The organism is Micromonospora sp. M42 (assembly GCF_000568915.1).
GTDB lineage: Bacteria > Actinomycetota > Actinomycetes > Mycobacteriales > Micromonosporaceae > Micromonospora > Micromonospora chalcea.
The window spans coordinates 1972635-1988701 of sequence record NZ_KK037233.1 but is presented as its reverse complement, the minus strand read 5'-3'; the positions used below and the strand labels follow the sequence as shown (position 1 = coordinate 1988701).

The 16067-nt window shown below is 73.5% G+C and carries 17 protein-coding genes; 9 read left to right on the top strand and 8 right to left on the bottom strand.

Annotated elements, in window-relative coordinates:
* Positions 1-30 precede the first annotated feature (30 nt).
* Complete coding sequence (locus MCBG_RS08990; protein WP_043325077.1) at positions 31-504, top strand: cytidine deaminase family protein; 474 nt, start codon at positions 31-33, stop codon at positions 502-504.
* A 35-nt stretch (positions 505-539) separates the two neighbouring features.
* Here MCBG_RS08990 and MCBG_RS08985 read toward each other — a convergent pair whose 3' ends face one another.
* Positions 540-899, bottom strand: a complete 360-nt coding sequence (locus tag MCBG_RS08985; RefSeq protein WP_013285335.1) for a YciI family protein — start codon at positions 897-899, stop codon at positions 540-542.
* Positions 900-1001: 102 nt separating this feature from the next.
* On the opposite strand from MCBG_RS08985, the gene MCBG_RS08980 reads away from it, so the two are divergent.
* From MCBG_RS08980 to MCBG_RS08965, 4 genes are all read left to right on the top strand, one after another.
* Positions 1002-2048 carry a FecCD family ABC transporter permease gene (locus MCBG_RS08980; protein ID WP_043325076.1) on the top strand — a complete coding sequence of 349 codons (1047 nt, stop codon included), beginning with the start codon at positions 1002-1004 and terminating at the stop codon, positions 2046-2048.
* A 152-nt stretch (positions 2049-2200) separates the two neighbouring features.
* Positions 2201-3190, top strand: coding sequence for a FecCD family ABC transporter permease (locus MCBG_RS08975; protein ID WP_223201136.1), 990 nt, complete (start codon positions 2201-2203; stop codon positions 3188-3190).
* Positions 3187-4029, top strand: a complete 843-nt coding sequence (locus MCBG_RS08970) for an ABC transporter ATP-binding protein (RefSeq protein ID WP_043325075.1) — start codon at positions 3187-3189, stop codon at positions 4027-4029. The genes MCBG_RS08975 and MCBG_RS08970 overlap by 4 nt, the downstream gene beginning before the upstream one ends.
* Positions 4030-4061: 32 nt before the next feature.
* A complete protein-coding gene (locus MCBG_RS08965) occupies positions 4062-5006 on the top strand; it encodes an ABC transporter substrate-binding protein (RefSeq protein WP_043325074.1) in 945 nt (314 codons plus the stop codon).
* Between the two features lie 56 nt (positions 5007-5062).
* On the opposite strand, the gene MCBG_RS08960 is transcribed toward MCBG_RS08965, so the two are convergent.
* The 4 genes from MCBG_RS08960 to trmB form a co-directional block, all read right to left on the bottom strand.
* Complete coding sequence (locus MCBG_RS08960; protein ID WP_043325073.1) at positions 5063-6322, bottom strand: Nramp family divalent metal transporter; 1260 nt, start codon at positions 6320-6322, stop codon at positions 5063-5065.
* Between the two features lie 266 nt (positions 6323-6588).
* A complete protein-coding gene (locus MCBG_RS08955; RefSeq protein WP_043325072.1) occupies positions 6589-7236 on the bottom strand; it encodes a hypothetical protein in 648 nt (215 codons plus the stop codon).
* Between the two features lie 119 nt (positions 7237-7355).
* Positions 7356-9860: a DEAD/DEAH box helicase gene (locus tag MCBG_RS08950; RefSeq protein ID WP_043325071.1), complete on the bottom strand. Its 2505-nt coding sequence runs from the start codon at positions 9858-9860 to the stop codon at positions 7356-7358.
* A 61-nt stretch (positions 9861-9921) separates the two neighbouring features.
* Positions 9922-10608: a tRNA (guanosine(46)-N7)-methyltransferase TrmB gene (gene trmB, locus MCBG_RS08945; RefSeq protein WP_043325070.1), complete on the bottom strand. Its 687-nt coding sequence runs from the start codon at positions 10606-10608 to the stop codon at positions 9922-9924.
* 79 nt (positions 10609-10687) lie between these two features.
* On the opposite strand from trmB, the gene MCBG_RS08940 reads away from it, so the two are divergent.
* Positions 10688-11269, top strand: a complete 582-nt coding sequence (locus MCBG_RS08940; protein ID WP_043325069.1) for a hypothetical protein — start codon at positions 10688-10690, stop codon at positions 11267-11269.
* Between the two features lie 332 nt (positions 11270-11601).
* The gene (locus MCBG_RS08935; RefSeq protein ID WP_223201427.1) at positions 11602-12309 is read left to right on the top strand and encodes a class F sortase; all 708 of its coding nucleotides are present in this window, start codon (positions 11602-11604) and stop codon (positions 12307-12309) included.
* Between the two features lie 104 nt (positions 12310-12413).
* On the opposite strand, the gene MCBG_RS08930 is transcribed toward MCBG_RS08935, so the two are convergent.
* From MCBG_RS08930 to MCBG_RS08920, 3 genes are read right to left on the bottom strand one after another with little or no spacing between them, the layout of a single operon-like run.
* The gene (locus tag MCBG_RS08930; RefSeq protein WP_043325067.1) at positions 12414-12728 is read right to left on the bottom strand and encodes an antibiotic biosynthesis monooxygenase family protein; all 315 of its coding nucleotides are present in this window, start codon (positions 12726-12728) and stop codon (positions 12414-12416) included.
* A gap of 25 nt (positions 12729-12753) precedes the next feature.
* Complete coding sequence (locus tag MCBG_RS08925; RefSeq protein WP_043325066.1) at positions 12754-13551, bottom strand: exodeoxyribonuclease III; 798 nt, start codon at positions 13549-13551, stop codon at positions 12754-12756.
* A 37-nt stretch (positions 13552-13588) separates the two neighbouring features.
* The gene (locus tag MCBG_RS08920; protein WP_043325065.1) at positions 13589-14509 is read right to left on the bottom strand and encodes a proteasome assembly chaperone family protein; all 921 of its coding nucleotides are present in this window, start codon (positions 14507-14509) and stop codon (positions 13589-13591) included.
* Between the two features lie 393 nt (positions 14510-14902).
* On the opposite strand from MCBG_RS08920, the gene MCBG_RS08915 reads away from it, so the two are divergent.
* Positions 14903-15748 carry a hypothetical protein gene (locus MCBG_RS08915; protein WP_043325064.1) on the top strand — a complete coding sequence of 282 codons (846 nt, stop codon included), beginning with the start codon at positions 14903-14905 and terminating at the stop codon, positions 15746-15748.
* A gap of 93 nt (positions 15749-15841) precedes the next feature.
* Complete coding sequence (locus MCBG_RS32955) at positions 15842-15988, top strand: hypothetical protein (protein ID WP_166456378.1); 147 nt, start codon at positions 15842-15844, stop codon at positions 15986-15988.
* Positions 15989-16067: the final 79 nt, after the last annotated feature.

Below are 16067 nucleotides of genomic sequence, written 5' to 3'. Positions count from 1 at the left end.
GGGGGCCGACGAGGCCGACGAGGGGCGGGGATGATCATGCGGGACACCGACCGGGCGCTCGTGCAGGCCGCCACCGCCGTGGCGAAGCTGCGCTGCCGCAGCGACAACCACACCGTCGCCGCCGCCGTACGCAGCACCGACGGCCGGGTGTTCAGCGGCGTCAACGTCTACCACTTCACCGGCGGCCCGTGCGCCGAGGTGGTGGCGATCGGGGCCGCCGCGACCCAGGGCGCCGGCGAGCTGGAGACGATCGTCGCGGTGGGGGACCGGGGCCGGGGGGTCATCCCGCCGTGCGGGCGCTGCCGTCAGGTGCTGCTCGACTACTTCCCGGCGATCCGGGTGATCGTCGGGCCGCCCGACGGGCTGCGCGCGGTCCCGATCGCCGACCTGCTCCCCGAGACGTACGTCTGGTCCGACCAGCAGGTCGAGGTGCCGGCCGGACCGCGTGCCCCGCTGTGGCCGACCCCGGTGGTGCCGGGCGTCCGGCAGGCCGCCGAGGACTGACCGGCGCTCCGGTCCGGCGCGCTGAGCCGCAACGCTCAGTCGCCGGCCGCGGCCTCCAGCATCGAGCGGGGTACCGGCACCTGCTCGAAGCGGACCTGACCCTCCGGCACCATCCAGCTGCTGACCTGCGCGACGAGCCGGCCCGCGCGGACCGCCGGGTCGTTCGCGTACAGCTCGCGGGCCATCTGCGGGTCCACCGACAGCACCACGAAACCGCGGACGCGTCCGTCGTCGCCGTCCAGGAACGGCCCGGCCGCGAGCACCGCGCCCTGCTCCACCAGCCCGGCCTGGTGCGCCAGGTGGGCGTCCTGGATCCGGTCGAGCGCGTCCTGCGGCAGGTCCGGCGCGTCGTCCGGACGGACCAGGAGCACCACCGTGTGCCTGTCGAATCGCATGTCCTCAGGCTAGGGGTTGCCGGGCATCGACACCGGCGGGTTAGGTGCGCCTTACCAGGTCAGCTAAGGTGAGGCGTACCTAACCGGAAGGCGTGCCACCCCGTGACCACCGTCGCCGTCCGGCCCGCGCGGGCCGGGGCCCCCGCCCGCCGTGGCGCACCCCGCCGCGTCGCGGTCACCGTGGCGGCGGCGCTCCTGCTCCTGCTGGCGCTGCTGGCCAGCCTGGCGCTCGGCAGCCGGCACATCCCGGTCGACCAGGTGTGGCACGCGTTGGTGTCACCGGACGGTGGCGACGCGACCACTGTCGTCCGGGACATGCGGCTGCCGCGTACCGTCCTCGGGCTGGTCGTCGGCCTCGCGCTGGCGCTGGCCGGGGTGCTGTTCCAGGCGGTCACCCGCAATCCGCTGGCCGAGCCGCGCATCCTCGGCATCAGCGCCGGGGCCTCGTTCGGCGTGGTGCTGGCCATCGCCGTGTTCGGGGTCGGCACGCTCGCCGGGTACGTCTGGTTCGGTATCGCCGGCGCGCTGCTCACCGGGCTGCTCGTGTTCGCGGTCGCCAACCGCGCCCGCGACGGCGCCAGCCCGGTCACCCTCGCGCTCGTCGGCGCGGCCCTCGACGCCGGTCTCGGCGCCATCGTGTACGCGCTGCTCAGCATCGACGCCCGCACGTTCGAGGAGTACCGCTTCTGGGTGGTCGGCGGGCTGACCGGCCGGGGCGTCGGCGTGGCCGGTCAGGTGCTTCCGTTCGTGGCGGCCGGGGTGCTGCTGGCCCTGCTGGCCGCCCGTGGCCTGGACGCGCTGGCCCTCGGCGACGACGTGGCCCGGGGGCTCGGCCACCGGGTCGCCCTGGTCCGGCTGGCCGCCGGTGGCGGTGGCGTGCTGCTCACCGGCGCCGCGGTGGCCGCAGCCGGGCCGATCGCGTTCGTCGGGCTGGCGGTGCCGCACCTGGCCCGGGCGCTCGTGGGCGCCGACCACAGGTGGACGCTGCTGGTCGCCGCGCTGCTCGGCCCCGCGCTGGTGCTGGCGGCCGACGTGACGGGCCGCCTGGTCGCCCCGCCCGGCGAGATCCCCGCGGGCATCATCACCGCCCTGCTGGGCGCCCCGCTGCTGGCCTACCTGGTCCACCGAGCCAAAACGGTGACGACATGACCACCCCGGTCCCCCGCACAGACTCCCGCGATCTTGCACTTGCCGCCCCGGCGAAAGGGGCGATCCCGGCGCGGTCGGGGCAGCAAGTGCAAGATCAACGACGTGGGCCGCTGGGGGCCGGGCGCGGGGTTCTGCGGGTCGGGGCGGCGGTGGTGGTGCCGTTCCGGTGGCGTCCTGTCGTTCTGGCGCTGGTGCTGTTCGTGCTGCTCTGCCTCGCGGTGGTGATCAGCCTGTCGCTGGGGACGCCGTACGTGGCCCCCGTCGACGTGGTGCGGTCGCTCTCCGGCGCGGGCACCCCGTACGACCTCGTGGTGCGCGACCTGCGACTGCCCCGCGCCGTCCTCGCGGCGGTGGCCGGTGCGGCCTTCGGCGTGGCCGGCACGCTGATCCAGAGCGTGGCCCGCAACCCCCTGGCCAGCCCCGACGTCATCGGCGTCACCCAGGGCGCCGGGCTGGCCGCCACGATCGCGCTGACCAGCGGGGCGGCGGCGGTGCTGGTGGCGCCGGCGGCGCTGCTCGGCGGCCTGGCCGCGGCGGTGCTGGTGTTCGCGCTCGGCGCCCGGCACGGCCTGGCCGCCCAGCGGTTCGTGCTCGCCGGCGTGGCGGTGGCGTTCGCGTTCCGGGCGCTGATCGAGGTCGTCATGCTCACCGCCGACCCGATCGACGGGCTGCGCGCGCAGATCTGGCTCATCGGCACGCTCGCCGGCAAGGGGTGGAGCGAGGCGGCCTGGATCGCCGGCACGCTCGCCGTGCTGCTGCCGGTGCTGCTCTGGGCCGGCTGGGCGCTGCGCAGCAGCACGCTCGACGACGACACCGCGCGGGGGATCGGCCTGCGGCCGGTGGCCCGGCGCATCGGCCTGGCCGGCACCGGCGTGCTGGCCGCCGCGATGGTCACCGCCCAGGTGGGCGCGGTGGACTTCGTGGCGCTCGTGGCCCCGCAGGTGGCCCGCCGGCTGGCCCGGACCGAGCGACCGCCGCTGCTCTGCGCCGCGCTGCTGGGCGCGTTGCTGCTGGTGCTCGCCGACCTGGGCGCCCGGCGGCTGCTGGCGCCCACCCAACTGCCGGCCGGCGTGCTGACCGCGGCGATCGGCGGGCCGTACCTGATCTTCGTGCTGCTGCGCACCCGAGGGAGGCGCTCGTGACCGCGCTGCTGTCCACCCGCGACCTGGTCGTCGGCTACGAGGGCCGGACCGTGCTGGACGGACTGGACCTCGACCTGCCGGCCGACACGTTCACCGTGATCGTCGGCCCGAACGCCTGCGGCAAGTCGACGCTGCTGCGCACCATGGCCCGGCTGCTCACGCCCCGGCGGGGCGCGGTGCTGCTCGACGGCGCGGCGATCCGGGACCTGCCCACCCGGGACGTGGCCCGGCGACTCGGCGTGCTGCCGCAGAGCCCGCTGGTGCCCGAGGGGATCACCGTGGCCGACCTGGTCGGGCGCGGCCGGCAGCCCTACCAGCGCTGGTGGCGGCAGTGGTCGGCCGAGGACGGCCGGGCGGTCGAGGAAGCCATGCGGCTGGCCGATGTCGCCGGGCTGGCCGACCGGGCGGTGGACACGCTCTCCGGCGGCCAGCGCCAGCGGGTGTGGATCGCCATGACGCTGGCCCAGGACACCGACGCGCTGCTGCTGGACGAGCCCACCACGTACCTCGACCTGGCCCACCAGGTGGAGGTGCTGGACCTGCTGCACCGGCTGCGCGCCGAGCGGGGCCGGACCGTGGTGGCCGTGCTGCACGACCTCAACCAGGCGGCCCGGTACGCCGGTCACCTGATCGCCATGCGCGACGGCGCGGTGGTCGCCGCCGGCGAGCCGCGCGAGATCCTCACCGCCGACCTGGTCCGCGACGTGTTCGGGCTGGACTGCGTGGTCGTGCCCTGCCCGGTCAGCGGCGCCCCGCTCGTGGTGCCGGCCCTCACCCAGACCTCGGCCGTTCCGGCCGCCACGCCGGCCACGGCCGGCGCCCCCGTCGGCGACGCCTGAGCGCGCCGACCCGCACCACCGAAAGGAACACCATGCGTCGTCTCGCCGTCGCACTCACCGCCGCGCTCGCCCTCGGCGTCGGTCTCACCGCCTGCGGGGAGAGCGATCCCGTCGGCGGCGCCGGCACCGGGGAGACCCGGGAGATCACCCACGCCATGGGCACCACGAAGGTGCCGGCCGAGCCGAAGCGCGTGGTCGTGCTCGACACCGACAAGATCGACACCGCGCTGTCGCTCGGCGTCACCCCGGTCGGCGCGGCCACCGCCGGTGAGGCGAAGAGCTGGCCCACCTACTTCGGCGCGGACAAGCTCGCCGGCATCACCGAGGTCGGCGTGCTCACCGAGCCGGACCTGGAGGCGATCAACGCGCTCAACCCGGACCTCATCCTGGGCAGCAAGTTCCGCCAGGAGAAGTTCTACGACGAGCTGTCCAAGATCGCCCCGACCGTGTTCACCGAGAAGGTCGGCATCACCTGGAAGGAGAACTTCCTCCTCGACGGCGCGGCGCTGGGCAAGGAGCAGCAGGCCAAGGACCTGCTGGCCGAGTACGAGAAGCGGGCGAAGGACTTCGGCGCGAAGCTCGGCGACGCCGCGTCCCGCAAGGTCTCCATCGTGCGCTTCATGCCGACCGAGATCCGCCTGTACGGGCCGGACTCGTTCTCCGGCATCGTCGTCGGCGACACCGGGCTGGGCCGCCCCGAGCGGCAGATGCTCGCCGGCAAGGAGGACAAGCGGATGGACCGGGTCAGCCCGGAGCGCATCGCCGAGGCCGACGGCGACGTGGTGTTCGTGACCGCGTACGGCGAGAAGGCCGCCGCCGAGCAGGCCAAGGTCACCGGCGGCACGCTGTGGAAGGGCCTGTCCGCGGTCAAGGCCGGCAAGGCGCACGTGGTCTCCGACGAGATCTGGATGACCGGCATCGGCGTGGGCGCCGCCAACAAGATCCTGGACGACCTGGAGAAGTACCTGGCCGCCTGAGTCCCGATCACCAGCGCCCGTCCAGCCGCACGAGGCCGGACGGGCGCTGGCGTGTTTCAGGCGGCCACCTGCCAGAGCAGGAACGCGTTGAGCGCCACCACGAACGCCGTGATCGCCACCGCCGCGGCGGTGGTGGCCCGCCGGTTGACCAGGCTGCCCATCAGGTCCCGGCGCCGGGTGAACATCACCACCGGGATCAGCGCGAACGGGATGCCGAAGCTCAGCACCACCTGCGACAGCACCAGCGCCCGGGTCGGGTTGACGCCGATCGCGAGCACCGCCAGCGCGGGCAGCAGCGTGATCATCCGGCGGATCAGCAGCGGGATCCGGCGGCGCAGGAAGCCCTGCATGATGATCTCACCGGCGTACGTGCCGACGCTCGTGGAGGCGAGGCCGGACAGGAGCAGCGCGACCGCGAAGCCGACCGCCGCGGCCGTACCGAGCGTGGTGGCGAGCCCGGCGTGCACACCTTCGAGGGTGTCGGTGCCCGGGATCGACGTGCCGTGGAAGCTGCTCGCCGCCACCAGCAGCATGGCCAGGTTGACCGCCCCGGCGACGCCGAGCGCGATCAGCACGTCGACCCGCAGGCCCTTGGCGATCACCCGTCGCTGCGCCTCGCCCTCAGCGGGCAGGCGGTTCGGCGTCAGCGCCGAATGCACGTAGATGACGTGCGGCATCACCGTCGCGCCCAGGATGCCGGCGGCGAGCAGCATGCTGTCGGTGCCCTGCATGCGGGGCAGCAGGCCGGCCGCGGCGTCGGACACGTCCGGCTGCGCGGTGACCAGGTTGACCGCGAACGCCAGCACGATCACCCCGAGCAGCACCGCGATGGCGATCTCGAACGTCCGGAAACCTCTGGAGCGCAGCGCCAGGATGGCGGACGAGGCGGCGCCGACGATCAGGCCGCCGGGCAGCAGCGGGACGCCGAACAGCAGGTACAGCGCGACCGCCCCGCCGATCACCTCGGCCAGGTCGGTGGCCATGGCTACCAGTTCGGCCTGCGCCCACATGACCCGGTTCAGCGGCCGGGGCAGGTGCTCCCGGCACAGTTCGGGCAGGCTGCGCCCGGTGGCCAGGCCGAGCTTGGCGGTGAGCGTCTGCACCAGCATGGCGGCCAGGTTCGCCGCCACCACCACCCAGACCAGCAGATAGCCGTACCGGGCCCCGGCGGTGGAGTTGGTGGCGAAGTTGCCGGGGTCGACGTAGGCGACCGCCGCTACGAACGCGGGCCCGAGCAGGATGAGGCGTCCGCGTACCGGGCGCGCGGCGCGGGCGGTCCGCAGTGGGGGTACGACAGGCGAGTCGTTTGTTACCACTGGTGCTCCTCGACGGACGACGGGCGGCGGGACGAGACGACGACCGGCGGGGGCGAGGCGGAGTCAGGCGGGTTGTTCCCGACTATTACTCACATATGCCACTAACCTGAGCCCAGAGGGGAAAGCGCACACGAGGGACGGTGTCGCCCCGCCGCGGCGGCTGCTCCGGCCCGGTCGATCGCCCCGGGCGCAGCACGCCGAACGGCCGTCCCGGGTGCGGGACGGCCGTTCGGTGGGGCGGCGGTGAGCCGGATCGGATCGGTCGGTCAGGCGGCGGTGGACCAGATGGCGCGGAACGCGGCTGCCTCACCGGCCAGCCACTGCTCGATCTGCTCGGGCTTGACGTCGGCGGGCATCCGGTGCGCCTCGCCTCGCCGCACGTCGACCAGGACCGGCTCGGCGTGCGGCAGTACCGCGTCCATGTGCCGGGCCATCAGGTGCAGCGTGGCCAGGGTCGCCTCCTCGCTCGGCGGCGCCTCGTCGAAGTGCAGCCGGATCGCCTCGGCCCGGCCGTCGGCGTACCGCACACCGAATTGCGGGTTGATCTTCACGGGCAGGTCACCCAGCATCGCCAGCGCGTCGCGGGTCTGCGCCAGGTCGACGCCGGCCGGCTCGCCCAGCGACTGCAGCCAGCGGGTCGCGCCCGGAACCAGCGCCTCGTAGAGCGGGCGCCAGCGCGGCTTGACCAGGTCGGCGACCTGCGCGAGGTGGGTTCCGCCGGTGTGGAACGCGACGTCGGCCTTGAGCGCCTTGACGAACTGGCCGTGCGGGTTGAAGCCGTGCCGGCTGGCCCGCTGCCGGCGCAGCCCGCCGACGAAGGTGGCCTTGGTGGGCCCGGTGCGGTCGACGTACCGGGTGAATCCGAGGAGGGTGGCGTAGGGGGTGACAGGGGTCGCGGAGGTGGGCGCAGTCACGAGCATCCTCCCAGGTCAACAGCTCGATTAGTACATACATTCTAATCGACGGGTCTGACATCGCCCAGGGCACGAAAAGGGCCGCCCGGACATCCCGGGCGGCCCTTTTTCGCGTAGTCCTACAGCTGGCCGACGTCGGTGATCCGGACCGCCGCCGCGCCGGTCTCGTCGGAGGCGGCGAGGTCGATCTCGGCGCTGATGCCCCAGTCGTGGTCGCCGTCCGGGTCGTCCAGGATCTGCCGTACGGTCCACTTCTCGCGGCCCTGCTCGATCATCAGCAGCGCCGGCCCGCGCGCGTCCGGCCCCACCCCGATCGCGTCGTACGTCTCGAAGTACGGCTCCAGCGCGTCGGCCCAGGCGTCGGCGTTCCAGCCGTCGCCGGCGTCCAGCTCGCCGAGCAGGTCCCAGCGGCGCAGCGCGGCCAGCTCGACGCGACGGAACATCGCGTTGCGCACCAGCACCCGGAACGCCCGAGCGTTGCGGGTGACCGCCGGCGGCCGGTCGTCCAGCGAGGCGGCCACCTCGGCCACGTCCGACGGGTTGCGCAGCCGCTCCCACTCGTCGATCAGGCTGGAGTCGACCTGGCGGACCAGCTCGCCCAGCCACTCGATGAGGTCGACCAGCTCCTCGGTCTTCGCGTCCTCCGGGACGGTCTGCCGCAGCGTCTTGTACGCGTCGGCGAGATAGCGCAGCACCAGCCCCTCGGAGCGGGACAGCCCGTAGAACTGCACGTACTCGGGGAACGTCATGGCCCGCTCGTACATGTCGCGGACCACCGACTTGGGGGAGAGCTGGTGGTCGGCGACCCAGGGGTGGCCCTGCCGGTACATCTCGTACGCGGACTCCAGCAGCTCCGCCAGCGGCTTGGGCCAGGTCACCTCGTCGAGCAGTTCGAGGCGTGCCTCGTACTCGATGCCTTCGGCCTTCATCGCGGCGACCGCCTCGCCGCGGGCCTTGAACTGCTGCGCGGACAGCACCTGGCGCGGGTCGTCCAGGATCGACTCGATCACACTGAGCACGTCGAGCGCGTACGACGGTGACTCCCGGTCGAGCAGTTCCACTGTGGCCAGCGCCAGCGGTGACAGCGGCTGGTTGAGCGCGAAGTCGAGCTGGAGGTCGACGGTGAGGCGTACCCGGCGGCCGGTCTCGTCCGGCTCGGGCAGCTCCTCGACCACGCCGCCGGCCCGCAGCGCGCGGTAGATGGCGATGGCCCGGCGGATGTGCCGGCGCTGCGCGGCCGGGTCCTCGTGGTTGTCGGTGAGCAGGTGCCGCATCGAGGCGAACGCGTCGCCGGGACGGCCGATCACGTTGAGCAGCATCGAGTGGCTGACCTGGAAGCTGGACGTGAGCGGCTCCGGCTCGGCCTCGACCAGGCGCTGGAACGTCGGCTCACCCCAGCCGATCGAGCCCTCCGGCGGCTTCTTCTTCACCACCTTGCGACGCTTCTTCGGGTCGTCACCGGCCTTCGCGAGGGCCTTCTCGTTCTCGATCACGTGCTCGGGGGCCTGCACCACGACCCGGCCCAGCGTGTCGAACCCGGCCCGTCCGGCCCGGCCGGCGATCTGGTGGAACTCGCGGGCCTTCAGCAGGCGCGTCCGCACCCCGTCGTACTTCGAGAGACCGGTGAACAGCACGGTGCGGATCGGCACGTTGATGCCGACGCCGAGCGTGTCCGTACCGCAGATGACCTTGAGCAGGCCGGCCTGGGCGAGCGTCTCGACCAGGCGGCGGTACTTCGGGAGCATGCCGGCGTGGTGCACGCCGATGCCGTGGCGGACCAGCCGGGACAGCGTCTTGCCGAAGCCGGAGGTGAACCGGAAGTTGCCGATCGCCTGCGCGATCATGTCCTTCTCCGCGCGGGTGCAGACGTTCACGCTCATCAGCGCCTGGGCGCGTTCCAGCGCGGCGGCCTGCGTGAAGTGCACCACGTACACCGGGGCCTGCTTGGTCTCCAGCAGTTCCTCGAGCGTCTCGTGCAGCGGCGTGGTCGCGTACGAGAAGAGGAGCGGGACCGGCCGCTCGGCCGAGCGGACGACGGCGGTCGGCCGCCCGGTGCGCCGGCTCAGGTCGTCGACGAAGCGGGTGGTGTCGCCGAGCGTGGCCGACATCAGCACGAACTGGGCCTGCGGCAGCTCGATCAGCGGCACCTGCCACGCCCAGCCCCGGTCCGGCTCGGCGTAGAAGTGGAACTCGTCCATGACTACCTGGCCGACGTCGGCGCGGCGGCCCTCGCGCAGCGCCAGGTTGGCCAGGATCTCCGCGGTGCAGCAGATGATCGGCGCGTCCGCGTTGACGCTGGCGTCGCCGGTGAGCATGCCGACGTTCTCGGCGCCGAAGACCTCGCAGAGCGCGAAGAACTTCTCCGAGACCAGCGCCTTGATCGGCGCGGTGTAGAAGGTCGTGCGGTCGTCGGCCAGCGCCGCGAAGTGCGCCGCGATCGCCACCAGGCTCTTGCCCGAGCCGGTCGGCGTATTCATGATCACGTTCGCGCCGGAGACGATCTCGATGACCGCCTCCTCCTGATGGGGATAGAGATTCAGGCCGCGCTCGGACGCCCAGGAGGCGAACGCGTCGTAGAGGGTGTCGGGATCGGCGGTCTTCGGCAGCGCGGCGGTGAGAGTCATGGCGGCTCCCATCGTGCCTGGATCACACCGCGCCGCGCCAACCGGGTTCAGCGCAACGGGTTCAGCGCCGCCGGTGGATCAGGTCGAAGACCTCCCGGCCCGCGGTCAGCGCGCGGCGCTCGAACTTCGTCACCGGCCGGTGCGCCGGACGCGGCGCGTAGCCGCCGTGTACGTCGACCAGCTCCGGGTCGGCGGTGAGCGTCTCGCGCATCGACCCGGCGTACTCGGCCCAGTCCGTCGCGCAGTGCAACGTGCCGCCCGGGGCCAGCCGGGAGCGCAGCAGCGCCACGTGCGCCGGCTGAATGATCCGCCGCTTGTGGTGGCGTGTCTTCGGCCACGGGTCCGGGAAGAAGACGTGCACCGCGTCCAGGCAGCCCTCCGGCATGGCACGGACCAGGTCCAGCGCGTCGCCCTCGGCCACCCGTACGTTGTCCAGACCGTGGCGTTCCACCAGGTCGAGCAGGTTGGCGATTCCCGGCGTATGGACCTCGACCGCCAGATAGTGTCGGTCCCGGTCGGCCGCCGCCATGGCGGCGGTGGCGTCGCCCATGCCGGAGCCGATCTCCAGCACCAGCGGCGCCCGCCGTCCGAACAGCGCCGCCGGATCGCACGGCCCGTCGAGGGCGGCGATCCTGAGGCCGTACGCGGGCCAGAGCCGGTCCAGCGCGTCGCGCTGCCGGTCGCTCATCCGCCCGCGACGCGGATGGAAGGTGCGGATGCGGGCGGCGGGAAGGTCGGTGAGGGTCACAACGAGCCGAGCCTAGCCCGGATCGGATGTGATGTGCGGCCGGGGGTGAGAGGATTCATCCCGTACGCCGGGAGGGGTCATGGGGTCGTTCAGGGTACGTGAGGCGCTGCTGGTCGCGGTCGCCGCGTGCGCCGCCCCGCTGGTCGGCGCGCTGCCCGCCCAGGCCGCGCCGCGCGCCGCCGAGCCGGTGCCGGAACAGCCCCCGGCCGACGTGATCTTCGTGGAGGTCACCCCGGGCACCGTGTCGCCCGGCTACCTGGTCGGCATCCGGGCGAGCTGCCGGAACAACACCGTGCCGGCGATCGTCACCTCGGACGCGTTCGGCAAGATCCAGGTGCAGCCGCAGCGCGGCCTGCTCACCGCCACGCCGATGGTGCACGAGCGCACCCGGCCCGGCAACTACCGGGTCAAGCTGGAGTGCCCGGGCGGGGAGACCGCCTCCACCATGCTCCAGGTGGTCAAGCAGGGGCAGCCCACCCGGCAGCCGACCCACCCGCCCAGTCACCTGCCCAGCCGCGGCCCGGCGACCGGGTTCGGCGGCACGGCCGGTCCCGGCCTCGGCGGCCTGCTGGTGCCGGTCGGACTGGCAGTGACCATGGTCGGCGCCGGGCTCGGTGTGGCCGCGTCCCGCCGCCACGCCCGTGGCGCCGCCGGACGCTGAGGCCCGCCATGGCCGAGCACTTCGTCCCGCCGCCCGCCGCATCCCGGCGCTCCGGCTGGCCGTTCGTGGCTCTGCCCCCGCCCGCCGCGCCGCCCACGGGCTCGGCCCGGCCGTCCCGGGCCGGGCCGCCCGCCGACGCCGCCCGGTTCTCCAGGGCTGATCCGGCCGCCGCGCCCCGGACCGGCCCGCGCTCGGGGAGTGGGTCTGCCGCCGGGACGGGTCCGTCCGCCGGGACCGGATCGTCTGCCGTGCCGGTCTCCGGGTCGCGGCCGTGGATGCCGCCGCCCGCCGCGTCGCGACCGTGGTATCCGCCGTCGGCCGATCCGCCGGCCCTGCGCCCACGCCCCGCCGGGCCGCCGCCTGTCGAGCCGCCACCGGCATCGCCGGGCGGGCGGGGCCGGGGCCGGGGCTCCTGGTCGAAGCCGCTGGCAGTGGTGCTGGTGCTGGTCGGTGTGTTCGCCACCGGGGCCGGGCTGGGGCGCACAGCCGGGCCGTTCGACTTCGCCGACGCGTCGACCGAGTCGAGCGGATCGGGCGGTTCGGGCGCGGCGGCGGCCCCGGCGAGCGCTGCCGCTCCGGCCCGGAAGCCGGCGAGCCGGCCGGTACGCCTGGCGGTGCCGGCCATCAAGGTCAACGCGCCGGTCACCCCGGTCGGGCAGGCGAAGGACGGCTCGGTGGACGTGCCGCCGCTGACCGAGCACGACCAGACCGGCTGGTACGACAGGGGAGCGGTGCCCGGCGACCCGGGTCGGGCGATCATCGTGGGCCACGTCGACACCAAGAGCGGCCCGGCCGTGTTCTACCGGCTGCGCTCGCTCAAAACCGGCGCGCGGATCCAGGTGACCCGCGCGGACCGCAGCGTGGTGACGTTCAAGGTGGACAGCGTCGAGTACTTCGACAAGGCGAACCTGCCCGCCGCGCGGGTCTACGGCGACTCAGGTCCGGCCGAGCTGCGCCTGATCACCTGCGGCGGCGAGTGGGTCGGCGGCCGTACCGGCTACCAGGACAACGTGATCGTCTTCGCGTCCCTGGCATCCTGACGGGCCACCGCCCCGTCGATCATGAGGTTGGCGGTGACAAAACGGACGTCGAGCGCCGCTAACTTCATGATCGACGGAGAAGGGGGATGGGGAGGGGGAAGGGGTCAGGGCTTGGCGGGGACCTGCTGGACCACCTCGAACTCCAGCAGGTTCGCGCCGGTGGCGACCGGCTTGCGCGGCTCGCCGCCCTCGGCGTGCGCGGCCCGGGACGGGCCCTGCGCCCACGCCTGGTACGCCTCCTCGCTCTCCCAGCGGGTGTACACGAAGTAGCGGCTCTCCCCGGCGACCGGGCGCAGCAGCTCGAAGCCGAGGAAACCGGGGGAGTTCTCCACCGCGCCGGCCCGGGCCGCGAACCGCTTCTCCAGCTCCTCGCCGGCGCCGGGCGGGACGTCGATCGCGTTGATCTTCACGACTGCCATACGTCCACCCTAACGAGCCTCGGACTCAGAACGTCTCGACGGCCGGCGTCAGGTCGGCGTCGACCACGACCGGGGCGTGGTCCGAGGGACCCTTGCCCTTGCGGGCCTCCCGGTCCACGTACGCGGAGCGGACCGCGCGGGCGAACGGCGCGCTCGCGTACACCAGGTCGATCCGCATGCCCTTGTTCTGGTGGAACATCCCGGCCCGGTAGTCCCAGTACGTGAACGGGTGCGGCCCCTTCATCGGCGTCGGCACCACGTCCTCCAGCCCGAGGTCACGCAGCGCGGCCAGGGCGGCCCGTTCGGCCGGGGTGACGTGGGTGGAGGTGGCGAACAGCGCGGGGTCCCAGACGTCGGCGTCGGTGGGCGCGACGTTGAAGTCGCCGCAGACGGCCACCGGCAGGGGCCCGGCGACCTCCGGTTCCAGGGCGTCGCGCAGCGCCGCGAACCAGGCCAGCTTGTACGCGTAGTGCGGGTCGTCCGGCGTGCGGCCGTTCGGCACGTACACCGACCAGACCCGCAGCCCGTCGCAGGTGGCCGAGATGGCGCGGGCCTCGGGCTCGGGGAAGCCGGGCTCGCCCGGGAAGCCGACCGCCACGTCGGCGAGCCCGACCCGGGACAGGACGGCGACACCGTTCCACCGGCCGTCGCTGTGGCTGGCCACCTCGTAGCCCAGCTCGCCCACCTCGGCGACCGGGAACGCCCCGTCGGGGCACTTGGTCTCCTGCAGGCACACGACGTCGGGTTTCGTGGTGGCCAGCCAGTCGAGCAGCCGGGGCAGGCGGGCCTTCACCGAGTTGACGTTCCAGGTCGCCAGGCGCATGGCCCCAGCCTGCCGCATCGCCGCCCGTCCCGCCGCCTCAGCGCTCCGGGGTGTCGCCGGGGCGGGTCTGCTCGGCCAGGAAGCGCTCCAGCTCGGCGCCGAGCTCGTCGGCCGTGGGCAGCGGACCGGTCTCGCCGGCGAGCAGGCTCTTCTCGCCCCGGCCGCGGGCGAACGCGTCGTACTGCTCCTCCAGCGCCTGCACCAGCGTGGCCGCCTCCTCGGTCTGGGTGACCTGGCGGTCGATCTCCACCCGGACCGCCTCGGCGGCGGTGCGCAGGTCCTCGACCGGCAGCAGCAGGCCGGTGCTGCGGGACACGGCGGACAGCAGCGCCTCGGCGGCGGCCGGGTACTCGGCCTGGGCCACGTAGTGCGGCACGTGCGCGGCGAACCCGAGGGCGTCGCGGCCCTGCTCGCCGAGGCGGTACTCCAGCAGGTGACCGACGCTGGCCGGCACCTGCACCTTCTGCAGCCACGGCTCGTGGCCGGCGATCAGGTCCTTGCGCGTGGCGTGCGCGGTGACGCCGCTGGGCCGGGTGTGCGGCACCGCCATCGGGATCGAGTTGAGCCCGACGGTGAGCCGGACGTCGAGGCGGGCGCAGAGGCCGGCGACGGCGGCCACGAAACGCTCCCACTGCAGGTCCGGCTCGGGGCCGGTGAGCAGCAGGAACGGGGTCTCGTCGTCGTCGCGCAGGAGGTGCAGCTCCAGCGCCGGGGCGTCGTAGTCGGCCCAGTGGTCCTCGACGAACGTCATCACCGGGCGGCGCGAGCGGTAGTCGAAGATCTGGTCGACGTCGAAGCGGGCGATCGTCCGGGCGTCGAGCGAGGTGAGCAGCTGTTCCCGGGCGAGCCGGGTGGCGTTGCCGGCGTCGACGAAGCCGGTGAGCGCCTGGATCAGCACCGGCTGGCCGAGCTCGGGCAGCTCGTCGGTGAGTTCGTAGAGCTCGTGTGGATCGAGCACCGGTGGGGTCCTCCCTGTCGACGCGTACGGGGGAGCGCCGAACGTGCGGTCTCCCCGGTTCGGCAAACGTACCGGGGGGTGTGGTCCATTCCGTTACGGACACCTCTGATGCCCGGATGGTGATCACGATTCGGCTACGCCCCGGTCCGGCGGCCGACATCCGGATCGTCCGAACGGACGAGTTAGTCGATCACCGGGCGGGAGCGGGACATCTACGAGGTTCGTGCCGGGAGAGTTTCGGCGCGTGGCCGGCGGGTGATTCGCCGGGTTCCCGAGGTCTGTCGTCGGCTGGGCGCGGCAGGCCGCGAGTGTCCGGCCCGGGTCGGCCGAAGTGTGGCGAGGGCCACTCAACAGGCCTGGGTGATCCCGGTTTGCCCCGCCTAGCCTCGTCGGATGCGTAGCGACGGCACCCTCGACGACCCGTTCGGCCCCGGCCGCCCGGCTGACCGTTCGGACGATACCCCCTCCACCAACCGTTCGACGAGGCTCCAGGGACTCTTCCGGCGTACCCGCTTCTGGGCCCCCATGAACCCCCGGCCCGGCCGGACCAAGCTCGCGGTCGCCACCGGCGCGGCCTGCTGCCTCGGCCTGGTCGGCGTCAGCCAGGCCGGCTTCGGCGCGCCGGAGCGCGCCGCCGCCCCGGCGCCCTCGGCGGAGGTCGCCGAGCGCGCGGAGGCCGACGTCGCCTCCCGCGCGAGCGCCCGCCCGACCACCGCGCCGACCACCGCCGCCCCGTCCGCGACGGCGAGCCCGAAGGCGACCGCCAAGCCCAAGCCGAAGCCGACGAAGACGGTCCGGCAGATCGTCCCGGTCGCCGGCCTGGACCGGACCCAGATGAACAACGCCAAGAAGATCGTGCAGGCCGGCAAGGAGATGGGCGTGCCGCGCCGGGCCCTGGTCATCGCGGTGGCGACCGCGATGCAGGAGAGCACGCTGCTCAACTACGCCAGCGGCGTGCTGACCGAGTCGCAGAACTACCCGCACCAGGCCATCGGCTGGGACCACGACTCGGTCGGGCTGTTCCAGCAGCGGCCGAGCAGCGGCTGGGGCACCGTCGAGCAGCTCATGGACCCGGAGTACGCGACGAAGGCCTTCCTGTCCGCGCTGGAGGAGATCCCCGGCTGGCAGGACCTGCCGCTGTCGGTGGCCGCCCAGGCGGTGCAGATCTCGGCGTTCCCGGACGCGTACGCCCAGCATGAGTGGCGGGCCGGCGAGGTGGTGGCCGAGATCCTGGGCTGAGCCGGACGAGTGGTTGCCGAAGGGCCGATTCGGGTATCACGGGGCTTGCCGGTCCCAGGTACACATGAAGGGGACCGCGGGACGGAGGACACCATGTCGCTGATGCAACGGATCACCGCCTTCCTGCGGTCGCCGCGGGGCCAGCAGTTGGTCGACCGCGGCCGGCGTGAGATGTCCAAGCCGGAGAACCAGGCCCGGCTGCGGCAGATCGCGACCCGGCTGCAGTCGCGCCGGCGCTGACCCGCGTCACCCCCGCCGCACGAGCCCCCGGAGCCCTTCGTGACCGACCCCGCCCCCGTCGGGGAGCCCGACGCCGTCC

Excerpts from the sequence above, each read along its gene's own strand:
- MCBG_RS08990 (WP_043325077.1), top strand. The coding sequence starts at position 31 with ATGATCATGCGGGACACCGACCGGGCGCTCGTGCAGGCCGCCACCGCC.
- MCBG_RS08985 (WP_013285335.1), bottom strand. The coding sequence starts at position 899 with ATGCGATTCGACAGGCACACGGTGGTGCTCCTGGTCCGTCCGGACGAC.
- MCBG_RS08965 (WP_043325074.1), top strand. The coding sequence starts at position 4,062 with ATGCGTCGTCTCGCCGTCGCACTCACCGCCGCGCTCGCCCTCGGCGTC.
- MCBG_RS08950 (WP_043325071.1), bottom strand. The coding sequence starts at position 9,860 with ATGACTCTCACCGCCGCGCTGCCGAAGACCGCCGATCCCGACACCCTC.
- MCBG_RS08940 (WP_043325069.1), top strand. The coding sequence starts at position 10,688 with ATGGGGTCGTTCAGGGTACGTGAGGCGCTGCTGGTCGCGGTCGCCGCG.
- MCBG_RS08930 (WP_043325067.1), bottom strand. The coding sequence starts at position 12,728 with ATGGCAGTCGTGAAGATCAACGCGATCGACGTCCCGCCCGGCGCCGGC.
- MCBG_RS08925 (WP_043325066.1), bottom strand. The coding sequence starts at position 13,551 with ATGCGCCTGGCGACCTGGAACGTCAACTCGGTGAAGGCCCGCCTGCCC.
- MCBG_RS08915 (WP_043325064.1), top strand. The coding sequence starts at position 14,903 with ATGCGTAGCGACGGCACCCTCGACGACCCGTTCGGCCCCGGCCGCCCG.
- MCBG_RS32955 (WP_166456378.1), top strand. The coding sequence starts at position 15,842 with ATGTCGCTGATGCAACGGATCACCGCCTTCCTGCGGTCGCCGCGGGGC.